The sequence below is a fragment of the Enterobacter sp. CP102 genome (assembly GCF_025152625.1).
GTDB classification, from domain to species: Bacteria; Pseudomonadota; Gammaproteobacteria; order Enterobacterales; family Enterobacteriaceae; genus Enterobacter; species Enterobacter soli.
In genome coordinates, this window is record NZ_CP104014.1 from 1,157,266 (window position 1) to 1,175,764 (window position 18,499).

17 protein-coding genes are annotated in these 18,499 nt (G+C 55.2%); 12 read left to right on the forward strand and 5 right to left on the reverse strand.

The window, feature by feature from the left end; all coding sequences use genetic code 11:
* Positions 1-467: 467 nt before the first annotated feature.
* The 5 genes from N1249_RS05420 (at position 468) to pheP (ending at position 6,798) form a co-directional block, all read left to right on the forward strand.
* On the forward strand, positions 468-1,250 hold the full coding sequence (locus N1249_RS05420; RefSeq protein ID WP_259835141.1) for a winged helix-turn-helix domain-containing protein: 783 nt from the start codon (positions 468-470) through the stop codon (positions 1,248-1,250).
* On the forward strand, positions 1,237-1,701 hold the full coding sequence (locus N1249_RS05425; protein ID WP_259835143.1) for a hypothetical protein: 465 nt from the start codon (positions 1,237-1,239) through the stop codon (positions 1,699-1,701). Before N1249_RS05420 ends, N1249_RS05425 begins: the two co-directional genes overlap by 14 nt.
* Positions 1,702-1,984: 283 nt before the next feature.
* A complete protein-coding gene (locus tag N1249_RS05430; RefSeq protein WP_259835144.1) occupies positions 1,985-3,067 on the forward strand; it encodes a YncE family protein in 1,083 nt (360 codons plus the stop codon).
* A 53-nt stretch (positions 3,068-3,120) separates the two neighbouring features.
* Positions 3,121-5,307, forward strand: a complete 2,187-nt coding sequence (locus N1249_RS05435) for a TonB-dependent siderophore receptor (RefSeq protein WP_259835146.1) — start codon at positions 3,121-3,123, stop codon at positions 5,305-5,307.
* 102 nt (positions 5,308-5,409) lie between these two features.
* The gene (pheP, locus tag N1249_RS05440; protein ID WP_259835148.1) at positions 5,410-6,798 is read left to right on the forward strand and encodes a phenylalanine transporter; all 1,389 of its coding nucleotides are present in this window, start codon (positions 5,410-5,412) and stop codon (positions 6,796-6,798) included.
* A 150-nt stretch (positions 6,799-6,948) separates the two neighbouring features.
* On the opposite strand, the gene N1249_RS05445 is transcribed toward pheP, so the two are convergent.
* The gene (locus tag N1249_RS05445; RefSeq protein ID WP_259835150.1) at positions 6,949-7,248 is read right to left on the reverse strand and encodes a helix-turn-helix domain-containing protein; all 300 of its coding nucleotides are present in this window, start codon (positions 7,246-7,248) and stop codon (positions 6,949-6,951) included.
* Entirely contained in the window at positions 7,236-7,598 is a 363-nt protein-coding gene (locus N1249_RS05450) for a type II toxin-antitoxin system RelE/ParE family toxin (protein ID WP_259835152.1), read from the reverse strand. Before N1249_RS05450 ends, N1249_RS05445 begins: the two co-directional genes overlap by 13 nt.
* Before the next feature lie 206 nt (positions 7,599-7,804).
* Between N1249_RS05450 and N1249_RS05455 the strand changes: the two genes are divergently transcribed.
* From N1249_RS05455 to N1249_RS05470, 4 genes are all read left to right on the forward strand, one after another.
* Positions 7,805-9,043, forward strand: a complete 1,239-nt coding sequence (locus tag N1249_RS05455) for an MFS transporter (protein ID WP_259835154.1) — start codon at positions 7,805-7,807, stop codon at positions 9,041-9,043.
* A 15-nt stretch (positions 9,044-9,058) separates the two neighbouring features.
* Complete coding sequence (locus N1249_RS05460; protein WP_259835163.1) at positions 9,059-10,084, forward strand: sugar phosphate isomerase/epimerase; 1,026 nt, start codon at positions 9,059-9,061, stop codon at positions 10,082-10,084.
* A complete protein-coding gene (locus N1249_RS05465; RefSeq protein ID WP_259835165.1) occupies positions 10,077-11,219 on the forward strand; it encodes a Gfo/Idh/MocA family protein in 1,143 nt (380 codons plus the stop codon). The genes N1249_RS05460 and N1249_RS05465 overlap by 8 nt, the downstream gene beginning before the upstream one ends.
* 75 nt (positions 11,220-11,294) lie before the next feature.
* A complete protein-coding gene (locus tag N1249_RS05470) occupies positions 11,295-12,266 on the forward strand; it encodes a LacI family DNA-binding transcriptional regulator (RefSeq protein ID WP_259835167.1) in 972 nt (323 codons plus the stop codon).
* A gap of 1 nt (position 12,267) precedes the next feature.
* Here N1249_RS05470 and N1249_RS05475 read toward each other — a convergent pair whose 3' ends face one another.
* Complete coding sequence (locus N1249_RS05475) at positions 12,268-13,512, reverse strand: mechanosensitive ion channel family protein (RefSeq protein WP_259835169.1); 1,245 nt, start codon at positions 13,510-13,512, stop codon at positions 12,268-12,270.
* Between the two features lie 66 nt (positions 13,513-13,578).
* On the reverse strand, positions 13,579-15,015 hold the full coding sequence (locus N1249_RS05480; RefSeq protein WP_259835170.1) for an MFS transporter: 1,437 nt from the start codon (positions 15,013-15,015) through the stop codon (positions 13,579-13,581).
* A gap of 107 nt (positions 15,016-15,122) precedes the next feature.
* On the opposite strand from N1249_RS05480, the gene N1249_RS05485 reads away from it, so the two are divergent.
* The 3 genes from N1249_RS05485 (at position 15,123) to N1249_RS05495 (ending at position 17,814) form a co-directional block, all read left to right on the forward strand.
* Positions 15,123-16,001 carry a helix-turn-helix transcriptional regulator gene (locus N1249_RS05485; protein ID WP_259835172.1) on the forward strand — a complete coding sequence of 293 codons (879 nt, stop codon included), beginning with the start codon at positions 15,123-15,125 and terminating at the stop codon, positions 15,999-16,001.
* A gap of 24 nt (positions 16,002-16,025) precedes the next feature.
* A complete protein-coding gene (locus N1249_RS05490; protein WP_259835174.1) occupies positions 16,026-17,060 on the forward strand; it encodes a DUF2157 domain-containing protein in 1,035 nt (344 codons plus the stop codon).
* A gap of 151 nt (positions 17,061-17,211) precedes the next feature.
* Positions 17,212-17,814: a hypothetical protein gene (locus tag N1249_RS05495; RefSeq protein ID WP_259835181.1), complete on the forward strand. Its 603-nt coding sequence runs from the start codon at positions 17,212-17,214 to the stop codon at positions 17,812-17,814.
* Positions 17,815-17,841: 27 nt separating this feature from the next.
* Here the strand turns inward: N1249_RS05495 and nfsB are convergent, their stop codons facing one another.
* Entirely contained in the window at positions 17,842-18,495 is a 654-nt protein-coding gene (gene nfsB / locus N1249_RS05500) for an oxygen-insensitive NAD(P)H nitroreductase (RefSeq protein ID WP_259835183.1), read from the reverse strand.
* Positions 18,496-18,499 lie beyond the last annotated feature (4 nt).

An 18,499-nucleotide genomic window follows, 5' to 3' on the forward strand; every position in this document is an offset into this window, starting at 1 on the left:
ATACATGCTTTCCAATCCACAACGCGATGCGCTATATGAAGCCGTCCGTTTAACATTCGTTGATGGTAGGTTTGGCGCATTAAATGAAATCTGCAATTTTTTACTCTGCGTTTTTCGTTGGGATTCGGCGTTTGTTCTGATTTTACGTAATGACCGTATTGCTCAACATGAAATCCCGAATTTATATTCATTTATAGGATTATATCCAGCAGCTTGCCCCTGTCCGGCGGTGTGCTGTCGGCTTCGCTTTTGATAAACAACACGATAAGGGCAAAATGCGCTGGGGAGGAGTGATGTTATTTGATTTATACTGATTCATAACGCGCCGCAGGACGGGAAGATGACAAAATCTGTGCGTTTTAACTGTTTGGTTTATAATGATAAAAATGTGAATCAGAAATTTTAGCCGCCGATGAGCGACATACCGTGAACACGATGTTCCCCTGCCAGTTGCAAATGGTTATGCCATGAAAAACGTTTTTCTGATCAATGACGCGATTCTGTTTGAACCGGCACATCGCCGCCTGGGGCCGATCGCTGGCTACCCGGAGCGGGCCGTTACCCTTCACGGCCCGGTAAATGCGTGCCTGCTGCAACTGCTTGAACACAATGAGCAAGTGCTTACTCAGCGCTATCTTTTTTCTACCGTCTGGGAAAAACAGGGCGCGGTAGTGACCACTAACGCCCTTTATCAGACCATCGCTTCTATCCGTAAAGCGTTGAAAACCGCCGGGCTGGCGGACGACATCATCAAAACGCTGCCCAAGGAGGGCTTTAAGTGCATCGCCCGGGTGCGTACCGGGGAAATCGAGACATTTCTTGCACCGGAGAAAATCCCGGATGAATCGGTTTTAGACGACACAAGCTCCGCAATGGCCGAATCGCCAGCACCCGCTAAAAAACGTACCTTTGCCTATTGGATTGCCGGGCTATTGTTTATTTTATCCTGCGGGGTGTTTTACCGGACGTGGAAAATCGATGAGCCGGTATTGACGTCCTATCATTATGTCGGCCAGATTAACCAGTGCGAAGTTTATTCCTCCTGGTTCGACCAGGATAAAAGCCGCCGCGCTTTCGAATCGCTGTCTGAACGATATCCGCTTAGCTGTAATCCGGGAGAGAGGGCATATTTAACGCTCAACCATGCCCAGCACGGCGTTGCCGTCATTATTTGTGATAAAAATCCGCACGACATCGACGCGCGCTGTCACTCTATTTATTACAGGCAGGAATACCATGAAGAGGAATAAGGGTATCGTGCGCTGGTCGTTAATCGCCGCGGCGATTATTGCGCCGTTGCTGGGGGCCGCCTATATCCACCATCAGCGTGATAATTTCAGCTGTGAGATCCATTCCGCCATTGTGGATGAAAACAGAATGCTGGATGTTATCCTCGATTTTAGCTTCAACAATGGCAACGGCTTTTACGAGTCGGCGGGGGAGTTAATTGAAAACGGCGGTTCCCCGCAGTCCGTCAGTAATAAGATCGCATTCCGGTACTGGCGCGAAGACGGCTCCGTCATTCTGGTCTCAGATGAAACTAATCCGCTGCCCACCCGGCATGAAACGTTCAGGAAATATATCCCTGACTTTTTCCAGCACCGCGAGCGCGGTCTTCGCCTGCAAATAACCCCCGTTAACGCCTCGAGCTATATTTTCACCTACGGCGGCGCACCGGTTTTCTACTGTTCGAAAAGCTAGCGCGAGGGGAAATCCCGCTCTAACGCTCCGGCTATTTTTTTAATCCTCATCAGTATTTACGCTTGATTACAAAAATGTAATGAGTATAGTTCTCATTCTCTTTAGTGTTTGCGGAAACGACGGACGCCTCCCGCAGCAACAGTGAGTGCCTGCTCACAAGGAACACTGAGTATTTACGGTGGACTTTGCCCGGGCCTTACCGCCCTGGATTACGCAGATCGCACAGCGACATATTACGCAAATTCCCGCCTGACTTTCTTTTGTACGGTAAAGGATGTTCCTGATGACCCAAAAAATGTCTGCGCTGGCATGGCTTGTTGCTGTCTCTCTGTCCGGCTGTGCCGCCTCTCACACCGCCACCACGCCCGCGCCCGCGGCGAACGCTACGGTAACGGCGCCGGAGAAAACCGGCGTGATTCAACGCGACCTGGCCGACGGGCTGTACGAAATGGTGCTCAGTCCGAAGGGCGATGCGCTGTACGTTGCCAGTTCTGAAGGGTTCAAGGACGTTCAGGGCGGCGTCATTTATAAGCTTGATCCCGCCACGCTGAAAACCATTGGCCGCAGCCATACCGACCTGAAAAACTTCGCAATGGCGATGTCCCCCGACGGGCAAACGGTCTATGTAACTAACTCGCTGGACGGCGGCATCAGCGCCGTGAGCACCGCTGACGGCAAAGTGAAAAAGCGCCTGATGTTCACCGAGCGCAACAAAGAGGGCTTCCCGTTCGGCGCTCGTGAAATTCTGCTGCACGACGGCACGCTGTATGTGGGTGGGGTGGGCGATCCGGGTGTGATTTGGGTGATAGACGCCAAAACCCTGAAGCTGAAAAAAACCATCAAAAACGCGGGCCAGTGGGTTACCGGGTTGCTGTGGTCTGAACAGACCGACCGCCTGTATGCAGCCAACGGTGGCGGCGAGATCCTTGTCATCAATCCGCACACCAACAAAATCGAAACACGCTGGAAGCCGCTGGGCAGCAAGCCAGCGCTGCTGCTGAATCTGGCCGAAGACAAGGCCACCGGCCGCCTGTTCGTTACAGATAATTCCAAAGCCAAAACCACGCTGGTGCTCAATATCCGCACCGGTGAGGTTATCAAACAGCTGGATGTCGGCGACTCGCTGGCGGTGAAGTTCAACGCCATACGCAATGAGCTGTACATCACCCAGCGCGAAAGCGGAAAACTGCTGAGCCTGGACGCCACCACCTATGCCGTGAAGCGATCATGGGATCTGCCGCCGAATCCGAACAGCCTGCTGTTGTCCGCAGATGGCCAGACTCTGTACGTCACCGTTAAACAGGCTTTCAACAAAGACCACTCAACTAACGGGCCGGACAGCGTCGTTCGTATTTCGCTTAACTAAATTCTAAGGCCCGTTCACGGGCCAATTTTGCGCGTACTTTTAATGAGTTAATTATGACCAACACCACAATGCACAAAACGCTGCTGGCGCTCGCCATTGGCGCGGTTACGCACTCCGCCTTTGCGGCGGACAACAAAAATGAAGACACCATTGTCGTTCAGTCTGCTGCGGCAGACGCCTTCAAACCAGGCGGCGATCGGCTGGTGCCTGCCTTCCTTGACGGGCAGGTGGCAAACGGTGGACGTATGGGAATGCTCGGCCAGCAGAACGCCATGGACGTGCCGTTTAACCTGGTCAGCTACACCGCAAAGCTGGTTGAAGATCAGCAGGCGAAAACCATTGCCGATGTGGTCGCCAACGACGCGGGCGTGCAGTACGTGCAGGGCTACGGTAACAGTGCCGAAAGCTTCCGTATTCGTGGCCTGAAATTTGATGGCGATGACATGACCTTTGGCGGCCTGTCCGGCGTGCTGCCGCGCCAGGTGGTTGATGCACAGATGGTGGATCGCATCGAGATCTTCAAAGGGGCAAACTCCCTGATGAACGGGGCGGCCAGCTCTGCCGTGGGCGGGATGATCAACCTTGAGCCAAAACACGCAGGCGAAACTCCTCAGGCGAAAGTTGGGGTGGATTACACCTCTGATTCGCAGTTTGGTACTACTCTGGATGCCGGTCGTCGTTTCGGTGACAGCGATCAGTTTGGTGCGCGGGTGAACCTGGTCCATCGCGAAGGGGAAACCGGTGTGGAGAACGATCGTCGCCGCACCACCTTGCTCTCGACTGGCCTGGATTACAAAGGCGATAACTTCCGCACCTCGCTGGATGTGGGCTATCAGAAGAAGACCTTCCACGGCAGCCCAACCAGCGTCAACATTTCGGCAGTAGACTTCATTCCTGAGCCACCGAAAAATGACCGCAACATCTCGCAGAAATGGGCTTACAGCAATATCGAAAACGAATTCGGGATGTGGCGCAGCGAATACGACATCACCGATAACTGGACGGCATACGCCGGCCTCGGCGCACAACATGCGCACGAAGAAGGGTTATACAGCGCACCGAAGATCCTCGATAAAAGTGGCCGGGCGATTGTGAGCCGGCTTGACACCAACCGCATCAGCGATTCCGTCAGCGGCATGGCAGGCATTCGCGGCAACTTCAGCACCGGCTTCGTCTCGCATAAGGTAAACGTCGGCTATTCCGCGCTGACCAAAAACGAAAAAATCGCGTGGAAGATGTCGAAGGCGGCGGATAACCCATACACCAATATCTATCACAATACCGGCGTGAATGCGCCAGACAGCACCAACTTTAACGGCTCCGGGGGCGATTACAGTGACCCGCTCACCAGCGGTCGCACCCGCTCTCAGGGCTGGCTGTTAAGCGACACGCTCGGCGTGCTGGACGACAAACTGCTGTTCACCGTGGGCGCTCGCCATCAGAAGGTGGTGATCCGCGGCTATAACAAAATCACCGGGGCAGAAAACGACGCCGATGGCTTCGATGGCAGCCGCTGGATGCCAACCTACGGCGTGGTGTATAAGCCGTGGAATGAGATCTCGCTCTACGCTAACCACACCGAGGCCTTGCAGCCGGGTAAAACCGCGCCAGATTCGGCAACCAACTACGGTCAGAGCACCGGGATCGTCCATTCAAAACAGAACGAAATTGGGGTCAAAGCCGACTTCGGTCGCGTGGGCGGGTCGCTGGCGCTGTTTGAAATCAAAATGCCATCGGCCATTCTCGACAGCGTGACCAAACACTATGGTCTGGATGCCGAGCAGCGTAACCGTGGGGTTGAGCTGAATGTCTTTGGCGAGCCAATGTTGGGGATGCGTCTCAATGCCAGCGCCACCTGGTTACAGGCGGAGCTGACCAAAACCAACAACGGCCTTAATCAGGGCAATGATGCCATCGGCGTACCGAATTTCTATGCGGTACTGGGTGCTGAATACGACATCAAACCGATTGACGGGCTAACGGCAACCGCGCGCGTAAACCACTCTGGCACGCAGTATGCTGACCTGGCCAACACCAAAAAGCTGGACAGCTACACCACCCTGGATTTGGGGATGCGCTACCGCTTTGCGGTTAAGCAGAATCAAAACCAGATGACCCTTCGTGCGGGCATCGACAACGTCACCAACGAAAACTACTGGGCGTCTGTTGATGATTCCGGTACGTATATCACTCAAGGCGAACCACGGACCTTTAAGGTCTCGGTTGGCTACGAGTTCTGAGTTCCACCCTCGTTATCAGGGGCAAGGATGCCCCAATCCCTTGCTACCACCAGCATGAAGTGTTAAAACGTGCCCCTTCTAAAAAAGAGACAGGGGTAGGACGTGAAAGACGCGTCATCCGCTTCGGGTAGTGAAAGCGCCGAAGCCTCGTCGGAACAGAGTCCGACGCTGCAACGTGGTTTGCAAAATCGACATATCCAGTTAATTGCCCTCGGCGGCGCTATTGGTACCGGGTTGTTTCTCGGCATCGGCCCCGCGATCCAGATGGCGGGCCCGGCAGTGCTGCTGGGTTACGGTATCGCCGGGGTTATCGCCTTTTTGATCATGCGCCAGCTTGGCGAGATGGTCGTCGAAGAGCCGGTATCAGGTTCATTCGCGCACTTTGCCTATAAATACTGGGGCCCGTTTGCAGGCTTCCTGTCCGGCTGGAACTACTGGGTGATGTTCGTGCTGGTGGGCATGGCGGAGCTGACCGCCGCAGGCATCTATATGCAGTACTGGCTGCCGGACGTGCCGACCTGGATCTGGGCTGCGGCCTTCTTCATTATTATCAACGCCGTTAACCTCGTGAACGTGCGTTTGTATGGCGAAACCGAGTTCTGGTTTGCGCTGATCAAGGTGCTGGCGATTATCGGTATGATTGGCTTTGGCCTGTGGCTGCTGTTCTCGGGTCACGGTGGCGAACGCGCAACCATCGATAACCTGTGGCAGCACGGTGGTTTCCTGGCAACGGGCTGGAAGGGACTTATCCTGTCGCTGGCGGTGATTATGTTCTCCTTCGGCGGGCTGGAGCTGATTGGGATCACCGCCGCTGAAGCGCGCGATCCGCATAAAAGCATCCCTAAAGCCGTGAACCAGGTGGTGTACCGCATCCTGCTGTTTTACATTGGTTCTCTGGTGGTGCTGCTGGCGCTCTATCCGTGGGTAGAAGTCAAATCCGACAGCAGTCCGTTCGTGATGATTTTCCACGATCTGAACAGCAACGTGGTGGCTTCAGCGCTGAACTTCGTCATTCTGGTGGCATCCCTTTCGGTCTATAACAGCGGCGTGTACTCCAACAGCCGAATGCTGTTTGGCCTCTCTGTGCAGGGTAATGCGCCGAAATTCTTAACCCGCGTCAGCCATCGTGGCGTGCCGGTGAATTCCCTGCTGCTTTCTGGTGCTATCACGTCGCTGGTGGTGTTGATTAACTATCTGCTGCCAAAAGAGGCCTTTGGCCTGCTGATGGCCCTGGTGGTCGCCACGCTGCTGCTGAACTGGATAATGATCTGCCTGGCGCATCTGCGTTTTCGCGCGGCAATGCGCCGCAAGGGGCGCGACACCCAGTTCAAGGCGCTGCTCTACCCGGCGGGGAACTACATCTGTATCGCCTTCCTGGGGCTGATCCTCGTGCTGATGTGCACTATCGACGACATGCGTCTTTCCGCGATGCTGCTGCCAGTGTGGGTGTTGTTCCTGTTTGTGGCGTTTAAGCTGTCACGTAAGAAGTAGCCCGGTTTTTTCCCCTCTCCCAAAAGGAGAGGGCCGGGGTGAGGGCATCTGACCGCACCTTCCTTAAAGCCCGGTGGCGCTTCGCTTACCGGGCCTACAAAACCAGCGTAGGCCGGGTCAGGCGGAGCCGCCACCCGGCTAAACTGTGCATCAAATCTGAAACGCTATCCGTTTTCCATTCGGTAGCGTCACATCAATACTGAGTTCTCCCCCAAGCGCACTGACATAGCGTTTGAGTGTTGAGAGTCGGGGATCGTTGCCCGGTTGTTCGATTTTTGCCACTGTGGGTTGCTTTACCCCCATTGCCGCAGCGAGCTCCGTTTGTGAAACGCTCAGTTCTTCCCGCAGTTGATTAAGGGCAACAATTCGGCGCATCTTTTCAACTTTCGTCGCGATACGCTCCTGACTTTCTGCACTCTGTTGCGCCATAAGTTCTTTTAGCGATGCCATATGGCCTCCTTATTTGCCAGATGTTTGCTGAATTCAGCATCAGCTAGCTTAATCATCTCATTATAGAATCGCTTCTCAACACATCCGCTCTTGTCTCCGGCACACAACACAATGGCGGTGCGACGTGGATCAAAAGCAAAAAAGGCTCTAATAGGATCGCCTGAATGCTGGATCCGCAGCTCTTTCATGTTCGGATAGGCTGAAGCTTTTACGGTATCGACATATGGACGCCCAAGCTGAGGGCCAAACTCAGCGAGAATATGCATTGCAGCAAGTACGTCCTCCTTTAATGCGAGTGTCTGGTTAAAAAACCATTTATCAAATCTGTCCGTTGTCTCGATGTCCCACATCGTTTCTCCTTATTTCTTCCTCGCTATATCATTTTATAGCCAATAGGCTATAAAACCAATCAAATCAGCTGGGCTGGCGATGAAATGATCTTTATCGTGACCCCTCTCCCATTTCTGTTTCGATCCACAGGATCTTTATTTTGTAATCGATTACTTTTCATTTGAACTGTTTTGTAATCGATTACTTTTTCTGGGTGAGGCTCATCATGGTGTCAACAACTGAAAGTAGTGAAAAGGCGATAGCGCAGCACCGGCTTCTTGTGCCACGTCTGTCATTGATGATGTTTATGCAGTTTTTTATCTGGGGTAGCTGGTCGGTTACGCTCGGCCTGGTCATGACCCAGCACAACATGTCTTTGCTGATTGGCGATGCGTTCTCCGCAGGGCCAATTGCTTCTATTCTCTCGCCGTTTGTGCTCGGGATGCTGGTGGATCGCTTCTTTGCCTCGCAGAAGGTGATGGCGGTCATGCATCTGGCAGGGGCGGCGATCCTGTGGTTCGTGCCTGGGGCGCTAATTGCGGAAAATGGCGCATTGCTGATTGGCCTGCTGTTTGGCTACACGCTCTGCTACATGCCCACGCTTGCGCTCACCAACAACATCGCGTTTCACAGCCTGGCGAATGTTGATAAAACCTTCCCGGTGGTGCGCGTGTTCGGCACGATTGGCTGGATTGTCGCCGGGATCTTTATCGGCGTTACCGGCGTGGCGTCCAGCGTTACCATTTTCCATATTGCGGCCACCTGTTCGGTGCTGCTGGCGCTTTATAGTCTGACGTTACCGCACACCCCGGCACCGGCGAAAGGGATGCCGGTACAGCTGCGCGATCTCTTCTGTGCAGACGCCTTTGCACTGCTCAAAACGCGCCATTTCTTTATCTTCTCGCTCTGCGCAATGCTGATTTCCGTGCCGCTCGGGACGTACTACGCCTATACCGCGTCTTATCTGGCCGATGCAGGTATTGCCGATGTCAGTACCGCCATGTCGTTCGGGCAGATGTCCGAAATCGTCTTCATGCTGGTAATCCCTCTGCTGTTCCGCCGTCTGGGCGTGAAATACATGCTGTTGGTCGGCATGTTGGCATGGTTTGTGCGTTATGCCTTCTTCGCCCTGGGCGTGAGTGAGGAAGGGCGCTTCCTGCTTTATCTGGGCATTTTGCTGCACGGCGTGTGTTACGACTTCTTCTTCGTGGTCGGCTTTATCTATACCGACCGTGTCGCGGGGGAGAGAGTGAAAGGTCAGGCGCAGAGCATGATTGTGATGTTCACTTACGGTATCGGGATGCTGCTGGGCTCGCAAATTTCGGGTGCACTCTACAGCCGACTGGTGGCCGGGCAAACCCTGCCACAGGCGTGGGTGGCTTTCTGGTGGATCCCGGCGGTCGCGGCCGCGGCGATTGCACTGATTTTCCTTCTCACGTTCAGGTATGACGATGACAAGGCTTAACATTCAGGAGGTGGTATGAGAACCATTAAGGGACCGGGCATTTTTCTGTCGCAGTTTATCAGCGGGCAGCCGCCGTTTAACTCGCTGGACGGGCTGGCGGGCTGGGCGGCAGGCAAGGGTTATAAAGCGCTGCAAATCCCCTGCAACCATCCGCATATCTTTGATGTGGAAAAGGCGGCTGAAAGCCAGACCTATTGCGACGAGATAACCGCAAAGCTGGCCGGGTATGGGCTGGTTATCAGCGAACTTTCGACTCATCTGGAAGGGCAACTGGTGGCGGTAAACGCGGCCTATCGCGAGGCGTTTGACCATTTTGCGCCAGAAGCGGTGCGCGGCAACGATACGGCGCGCCAGGCCTGGGCAACAGAGAAGCTGAAACAGGCGGCAGCGGCATCGTCCCGGTTAGGGTTGAATGCGCACGCAACCTTTTCCGGCTCGCTGGCCTGGCCGTATTTCTACCCGTGGCCACCGCATAATGAGCAGCGTTTCCAGGAAGCGTTCCGCGAGCTGGCACGTCGCTGGCGGCCGATTCTTGATACCTTCGATGAATACGGGGTGAATGTCTGCTTTGAGCTGCATCCGGGGGAGGATCTGCACGACGGCGTGACCTTTGAGCGTTTTCTGGCGCTGGTGGACAACCACCCGCGCTGCAACATTCTCTACGATCCAAGCCATATGCTGCTGCAACAGATGGATTATCTGACCTTTATTGATCTCTACCATTCGCGGATCAAGGCATTCCACGTTAAGGATGCCGAGTTCAGGGCGAACGGGCGCAGCGGCGTGTACGGCGGCTATCAACCGTGGATCAATCGGGCCGGGCGCTTCCGTTCGCTGGGCGACGGGCAGATTGATTTTAAGGGGATTTTCAGCAAGCTGACGCAATACGATTATGACGGCTGGGCGGTGCTGGAGTGGGAATGTTGTCTGAAGGATGGCGACACCGGTGCCAGCGAGGGCCGTGAGTTTATCCGCCGCCACATTATTCCGGTGTCGGGGCGTGCATTTGATGATTTTGCCGCAGGAGGCAGCAATGATTAACGTCGGCATTATCGGCAGCGGGTTTATCGGCCCGGCCCATATTGAAGCGCTTCGCCGCCTGGGGTTTGTGCAGGTGGTGGCGCTGTGCGATGGTTCGCTTGCCCAGGCGCAGGAAAAAGCGCGCGCGCTAAATGTACCCCACGCCTACGGCAGCATTGATGCGCTGCTGGCACACCCGGATTTGCACGTGGTACATAACTGCACGCCCAATCATCTGCACGCGGAAGTGAATCGCCAGATTATACGCGCGGGCAAGCATGTTTTTTCCGAGAAACCCCTGTGCATGACGCCGCAAGAGGCGCGCGAGCTGGTGGCGCTGGCAGAGCAGGCGGGTGTGGTTCATGGCGTCAGCTTTGTCTATCGCCAGTTTGCGATGGTGCGCCAGGCGGCAAGCATGGTGCGCGAAGGCCGTATCGGGCAGTTGTTCGCTTCCCACGGCAGCTATTTGCAGGACTGGATGCTGCTGGAAACAGACTACAACTGGCGGGTGGATGCCGCACTCGGTGGGGCATCGCGCGCGGTTGCCGATATTGGCTCCCACTGGTGCGATACCGTGCAGTTTGTTACCGGGCGGCGGATAACCGAAGTGATGGCCGATCTCTCGATAGTCTGGCCAACGCGCAAGGCCAGCGTGGCGGGAAATCAAACCTTCACCCACGACGAACGGGCAGCGTATGAGGATAAGCCGGTCACAACCGAAGACTTCGGCTCGGTGCTGTTCCGCTTTGATGACGGCAGCAAAGGCAGTTTTAACGTTTCGCAGGTCAGTGCCGGGCGTAAAAACCGCCTGACCTTTGAGATCAACGGCAGTGAGCACTCCGTGGCGTGGGATCAGGAGGTGCCGCAACGGTTGTGGATTGGCCATCGTGCGCAGGCGAATCAGTTGCTGAGCGACGATCCGGGGCTAATGAACCCGGATGTGGCGGAAAGCGCCCATTTCCCGGGAGGCCATATCGAAGGCTGGCCGGACGCGTTCAAAAATATGATGGTGCAGTTTTACCGTGCGGTTCAGGCGGGCAGGATGCCGGAACAACCTCTGTTCGCCACCTTTCATGAGGGGGCGAACGTGATGTATATCATTGATGCGATAGTAAAAAGTCATCAGCAACAGCGGTGGGTACGTATTGAGCGATGACGTGTTGCCCGGTTCGCCGGGCAACAAATTTATGATAGCCTGCATAAAACGCTAACCGCAGGATGTGTCGTCGTTATGTCAATTCAGAAAATCGCTCAGCTTGCCGGCGTGTCCGTGGCCACCGTGTCGCGCGTGCTCAATAACAGCGACACCGTAAAGGCAAAAAACCGCGAGCGCGTCCTGTCAGCCATCAAAGAGAGCAATTACCAGCCTAATCTGCTGGCGCGCCAGCTGCGCACCGCCCGCAGCTATATGATCCTGGTGATGGTGTCCAACATCGCCAACCCGTTTTGCGCGGAAGTGGTGAAAGGTATCGAAGAAGAGGCCGAAAAAAACGGCTATCGCATTCTGCTGTGCAACTCCGGCTCTGATATCGAACGCTCCCGCTCAGGCTTAAGCCTGCTGTCAGGTAAAATTGTCGACGGCATTATCACCATGGATGCGTTCACCAAACTTCCCGAACTTTCAGCGCTGATTGGGGCGGCGCCCTGGGTTCAGTGTGCCGAATACGCCGATGCCGGAGCCGTGTCCTGCGTGGGGATCAATGATGTCGATGCCTCGCAACATGTGGTGAGTCAGCTTGCCGACAGCGGGCGTAAACGCATTGCCCTGATTAACCACGATTTAAGCTACAAATATGCCCGTCTGCGCGAGCGCGGCTACAAAAGCGTGCTGCATCTGCGCGAACTGGATTATCAGGTTGTGGAATACGCCCGCGATCTCAGCTCTGCCGCCGGGATGGCCGCGATGCAAAAGCTGCTGGCAGATAACCCACCGGATGCGGTGTTTGCCGTATCGGACACGCTGGCGGCAGGCGCGCTGCGGGCGATAGAGCAGGCGGGGCTGCGCGTGCCGCAGGATATCGCCGTGGTGGGATTTGATGGCACTGAGCTTGCCGACATGATCTCCCTGACCACTATCGAACAACCTTCGCGGGATATCGGGCGTAAGGCGGTCGACCTGTTGCTGAATAAAATCGACAATCCGGATGCGCCGACAGAAAGGATAATGATGGACTGGCGCTTTATATCCCGCGCCAGCTCGTGAATTATTTCGCCAGTGCGCCGGCGAGCGAACGGATATCGTTCCCGGTTGGTGACTGGTGAATACGCAGCCCAAACTCATCCACTACCGCGAAAATATGATCGAAAATATCGGCCTGAATAGTTTCATATTCTGCCCAGATAACGGTATTGGTAAAGGCATATATTTCAACCGGCAGCCCGTTGGCATCAGGGGCTAACTGGCGCACCATTAAGGTCATATCTTTGCGAATGCGCGGGTGGTTACGCAGATATTCATTCAGATAAGCGCGGAATGTCCCGATATTGGTCATCTTGCGCAGGTTCAATACTGACTCGCCTTCGCCGTTTTCCTCATTCCATAAACTGATTTCTTCATGGCGTGCGGCCATATAAGGTTTGAGCAGTTTTGCCTGAATCAGATGCTGTTGTTCCTGCTCACTGAGGAAATGGATGCTGGTGGTATCAATATTCAGGCTACGTTTAATACGTCGCCCGCCGGAAGCCGACATCCCGCTCCAGTTGATAAAGGCATCAGACACCAGCGCCCAGGTTGGGATGGTGGTTATCGTATTATCGAAGTTGCGTACTTTCACCGTGGTCAGGCCGATATCCGTTACTGTGCCGTTTGCCCCGTATTTCGGCATCTCCAGCCAGTCCCCAAGCCGGAGCATGTCGTTGGCGGAAAGCTGAATACCGGCCACCAGGCCCAGGATCGGGTCTTTAAAGACCAGCATTAATACCGCAGCCATCGCCCCCAGGCCGCTGATCAGAATGGCGGGCGACTGACCAATCAGCAGGGAGATAATTAAAATCCCCACCAGGATTGCGCTGACCAGTTTTATCCCCTGGAATATCCCTTTCAGCGGGAGCTGCGAAGCGGTCGCCATTTTTTGCGACAGCCTGAGCATAACGTCCAGCAGCGAGAAGAAAGAAAGCAGGGCGTATACCATCACCCACAGCTTTGCGCAGGTGGTCAGAATTTCAGCCGCTTCGCTGCCTTTTTGTAACCATAATACCGCCTGAACGTTGACGATAATCCCCTGGAGGGTAAATGCCAGACGGTGAAATAATTTATTTTGCGTGATTATCTGCAACCACAAATGGCTACTGGCCTGGGCGCGTTTTTCAAATGCCCGCAGCACCCCTTTGTGCAGAATAAAATGTACTACGATGGCGGTAAGAAAAATAATACCAAAGATGATCACCAGGGAAGTGGTGTGATTAATTTCAATACCTAACTCTTCAACCTGAGTAATTAATTCCTGCATAACGTCTCCTGTATTGATGCAGCCCCATAATGGCGGCTGCGGATCTATTATGCAAATTCGGAGGGTTTATTTCACCGCGTGGCAGGCCTTTACTACGGGCATACACAGGCGATGACGCATCCGCAGTGTGACCAGCGCCAGCACCACCATCATTCCCGTTTCGACCACCAGGAACAGGTTAATCGCCTGGGTGTAATCACCGTGATGGCTTTGCAGCGCGTGCAGCAAAATCGCCCCGAAAATGGCCGGGCCAAGGCCTAATGCCGCCTGTTGCAGGGTGCTCAGAATGGCGCTGGCGGCACCGGCATCGTCGGGCTGGATATCGCGCATCCCGATACGGTAGAAACTGTTGACGATCAGCGCCTGGCCGTAGCCCACCAGCCCGGTCGCCGGGGCCAGGGTAAGGGCGGTATTGCTCATCCCCCAGATGCGGAAGGTGGCAATCAGCGCCAGCAGGCCGGTTATCTGAATAGCCAGACCCATCAGCAGAATACGGCTGGTACTGTGGCGGGCAATCAGGCGCGGGGCAAACCAGGCCGAGATGAAATAGGTCACGCCCAGCGCAATAAAGCTGTTCCCGGACTGCCACGGCGCCATGCCCAGACCCGTTTGCATGGTCAGCGCCATGCAAAACATAAACCCGGACCAGACGCTGAAAAAGAGCATCGCAATCAGCACGCCAAAACGAATGCTGCCGAGCTGCAAAAGACGCGGCGGGATCAGCGGGTGCGCATCTTCACGCTCTTTTTTGCGCGCATTCATCGCCATGAGCCAGGCCAGCGGAATAATGGCAATCAGCGCAGCCTTAAGTGGCCAGGACCAGTGCCACTGCGGGCCAAGCGCCATCGGGAACAGCAGGCAGCAGAGGATCGCCGCCAGCAGTATGGTCCCTTGCCAGTCGATGCGCGACGGCGTTTCTCGCCGGGTTTCCGGTACATAGCGGCGGCTTAACGCCAGCACAATCAGGCAGAATGGCACGTTGATGAAAAAGGCATTTCGCCAGCCCAGCCCGGCGATATCCGCAGATACCAGCCAGCCGCCGCCCATCTGCCCGACAATAAAGGCGATGCCGCCGATACCGCCAAACAGGCTGATGGCTTTGGCGTGCGCTGTTCCTTTTAGGGTGACATGCAGCGTGGCGAGGATCTGCGGCATGATAAGCGCGGCCCCGGCACCCTGAACGATGCGCGCGGCCAGCAGTTGCTCAACGCTGCCCGCGATACCGCACAGCAACGACGCCAGACCAAAAATCGCCACCCCAGCCATAAACAGACGACGGCGACCCAGGTTATCGCCAAGCTTACTGCCCAGCGCCAGACAGACGGCAAACGCCACGCCGTAAAGCGCGACAATCAGCTCCAGTTCGGTTGCGGTGGCGTGTAACGAGTGGGTAATGGAGTCCAGCGCGACGTTGGTGATTGAGGTATCAATCAGCGGCAGCATCTGGCCGGTTAACAGCAAAATCAGGCCTGCACGACCCGGTGAAACAACTGACGTATTCATGGTAACTCCATTGCGTCATTCAACAGATGGTCGTAGCATCAACGATCTGATAAACGGGTACCAGTTCTTGCTTATACTGGTACTGGCACTACCATGCAGGGGGAAATATGGCGCTGATGTCTGAACCGGTCACCTCGCTTCAGGATGACACCCGAAAACAGCTGGGGGCATTTTTGCGTGCGCGTCGCGAAAGCCTCGATCCGCAGCGCCTGGGGTTACCGCGCAGCGGGCGCCGCCGCACGCCGGGCCTGCGCCGTGAGGAAGTTGCATTGCTCGCAGATGTCGGCGTCACCTGGTATACCTGGCTGGAACAGGGCAGGGACGTACACCCGTCCAGCGCCGTTATGGCGGCGGTGGCGAAAGCGCTGCAATGCACGCCAACGGAAACCCGACATGTATTTGTACTGGCGGGGCTGCCGCCGGGCGAAGCACCGCAGCTGGTACAGTGTGAGGGGATCAGCGAAGGTACGCGCCGCCTGCTCGACACCCTGATGCCGAAACCTGCCAGCATTCAGAAACCCAATTTTGACATCGTGGCGTGGAATGACAGCTTCGGACATCTGATGGGCGTTGATTTCAATGAAATTCCGCCGGAAGACCGCAACTGTATTTATCTGTTTCTTACCCATCCGGCGTGGCGCGCCCGGCTGGGCAAGCGTGACGACGTGCTGCCGATTTTTGTCTCTTACTTCCGCGCGGCAATGGCGGAGCACCGGGGCGATCCTCAGTGGGAAGCGAAACTGGCGCGGTTCTTTGCGGTGTCTGAGGAGTTTAAAACCCTCTGGCACCAGCGCAACGACGTGCGCGGTGTCGAAAACCAGCTCAAGCTGTTCACCCACCCGGAACTTGGCGATTTTACTCTCCAGCAAATGTACTGGTATTCCGCTCCGCGTAACGGATCGCGGCTGCTGGTTTATCTGCCGGTGGATGAAACCGGGGAGCGGGCGCTGACATGGCTGGCGGAGCAGGCTGTTATACTCAGTTAAATCCACTTCTTTCAGGGATCGAATATGAACGTTACGCGTAAGCAGGAAAAAGTTCTTCGCCGCGCTCTCACCGAGTGGGAACAGGAGGGCGCATTAACGGCTGAGGAGCATCAGCGTCTGGCGGGCAGCCTGAAACGCATTGCGATGGACTGGCAGCGTCTGAGTCGCTACGCCTTCTGGACCGCGCTGGCGTGCGTCATTATCGCTATTGGCAGCCTGTTTGCCGATAGCGAACTGATGGCGCGCATCATCGAATTTTTCTCTTTCTCTTCCATCGCCCGGATCGGGTTGCCTGCACTGGCGGCGGTGCTGTTTTACCTGTGGGGATTTGCCAGACAGCGGTGGGAAACCCAGTGGCACTACAGCACGGAGGCGATCCTGTTCCTTGGTGTGTTTTTTACCGCCATCGCGCTTTGGCAGCTTGGCGAAAGGCTTGATAACGGCAGCGGTCACATCGCGCCGTTGTTCCTTGCGGGCTGCGCGGTTTACGGGCTGGTAGGGTTTTTTGGTCGCTCAGGCCTGGTGTGGCTGTTCTTCCTGCTATCGCTTGGCAACTGGTTTGGCGCAGAGACGGGCTATATGTCCGGCTGGGGCGCGTACTGGCTGGGGATGAATTATCCGGTGCGATTTATCTTCTTTGGTGGCGCGCTACTGGCGCTGTGCTGGGTACTGCGCGCGATGTTGCAGGCGCGTCATCTGTACACCACCAGTAAAGCGATGGGGCTGACGTATCTGTTCGTCGCGCTGTGGATCATGTCGATTTTTGGTAACTACGATGTGGATAACTGGTACAGCGTCACTCAGGCTTCACTGCTGCCGTGGGCGCTGCTGTTTGCCGTCGCGGCGGTGCTCTGCATTTACATCAGCCTGAAAACCGACGACGGGATGCTGCGCGGCTTTGGCCTGACGTTTCTTGCCATCAACCTCTACACCCGCTATTTCGAATACTTCTGGGACGGGATGAACAAAGTGATCTTTTTCCTGATCCTCGCGGCATCGCTGGCGGTGATAGGGCGCTATGCCGAGAAAATCTGGCACGCCGGGAGTACGGTTAAGTAGGTTTTGCGAGGCGCTTTCAGGGAATTAAATAGGATTCTGCTAAGTGATTTCGAATCGCGTAAGGTGAGGTTCACATTAAACCAACCGACTGAATCTACGTCATTTTGATGAGTAGTTAAGTGGGCTATACTTACGCGATGAGAAATAACCAATGTCGCCACTGATGATTGATTCCGCAGATTTCAGCCAAAAGTTAGGGCTTATCTCCCGAAACGTTGAACATACCGAGGCCTTTCTGGCACGCGGTACAGTGGATTTTCAGCTGCCGGGGTTTATCCTGCCTGTGGGATATCAGCTGTTGAAATCACGTTATAGCGACGAGTACCGCCTGGTCACCACCGAAGAAGGCAAGCCCTACACGGCGTATGCTGTAAAGCTGACGTTTCATAAAGAGATTACCTTTCCGCATAGCGCCGCGACGCAGGTAATGGTCTGGCGCACGCCGCGTGCCGTTCATCAGCGAGTGATTAGCGGGTTTCCGCAATTTTTCTTTCAGTGGCTGCTAAGCGAATACAACATCGTTGTTTCTGACAGCGAACAAACCGGCGACGGACAGCGATTCTGGCTACGAATGATCGACTGGGCGTTCACCATGAATTATCAGATAAGTGTGGCAGACGGTACGGTAGGGGAAGAGTGGCAGCTAACACCGGTGAATTCCTATGCTGAACTGGAAGAACGGTGGATCACTTTCGCATGGGGTCACGATCGTGAGGTGCATCCACATCGCAGGCTGGTCATTAGCAAAAAGTAACGGGCTGCATGTAGCGGCCCGTTTACATTAGCACTCGGTGACAATGGTGCTCAGCGGCAGGCGAGATTTTGGCAGAGAGGCGTTGAAATCTTCCACGCTGTGATGCCCGACTGGCACTACCACTAGGCTGGTGAAGCCTTTCTCTTTCAGGCCAAACTCTTCGTCGAGGATAGCGGCGTCGAAGCCTTCGATTGGCACCGCGTCCAGGCCCATCGCGCCCACGCCCAGCAGGAAGTTGCCCACGTTCAGGTAAACCTGTTTCGCCATCCAGTGATGATCATCTTTCAGGTCCACGCGGTGCATGTCGGCAAAGTAGTGGCGGCCTTTGTTATTGGCAGCTTTTGCTTCTGGCGTGGCAAAACGGCCATCGGCGTCTTCCTGGTCTACCACACGCTCCAGCCATGCGTCGTCCATTGCGGTTTTCGCGCAAAACACCACAACGTGAGAGGCATCCAGCATTTTGCGTTCGTTGAACACATAGCTTCCTGCGGCGGATTTTGCCACGCGCGCTTTACCTTCTTCAGTGCTGGCAACAATGAAGTGCCATGGCTGTGAGTTGGTGCTGGACGGGCTGTATTGCAGCAGGGTTTTAATTTTCTCGCCTTCTTCAGCGGTCAGTTTTTTGCTTGCGTCGAACGCCTTAGTAGAGTGGCGTTTCAGGGCGACAGAAATGATATCCATAACA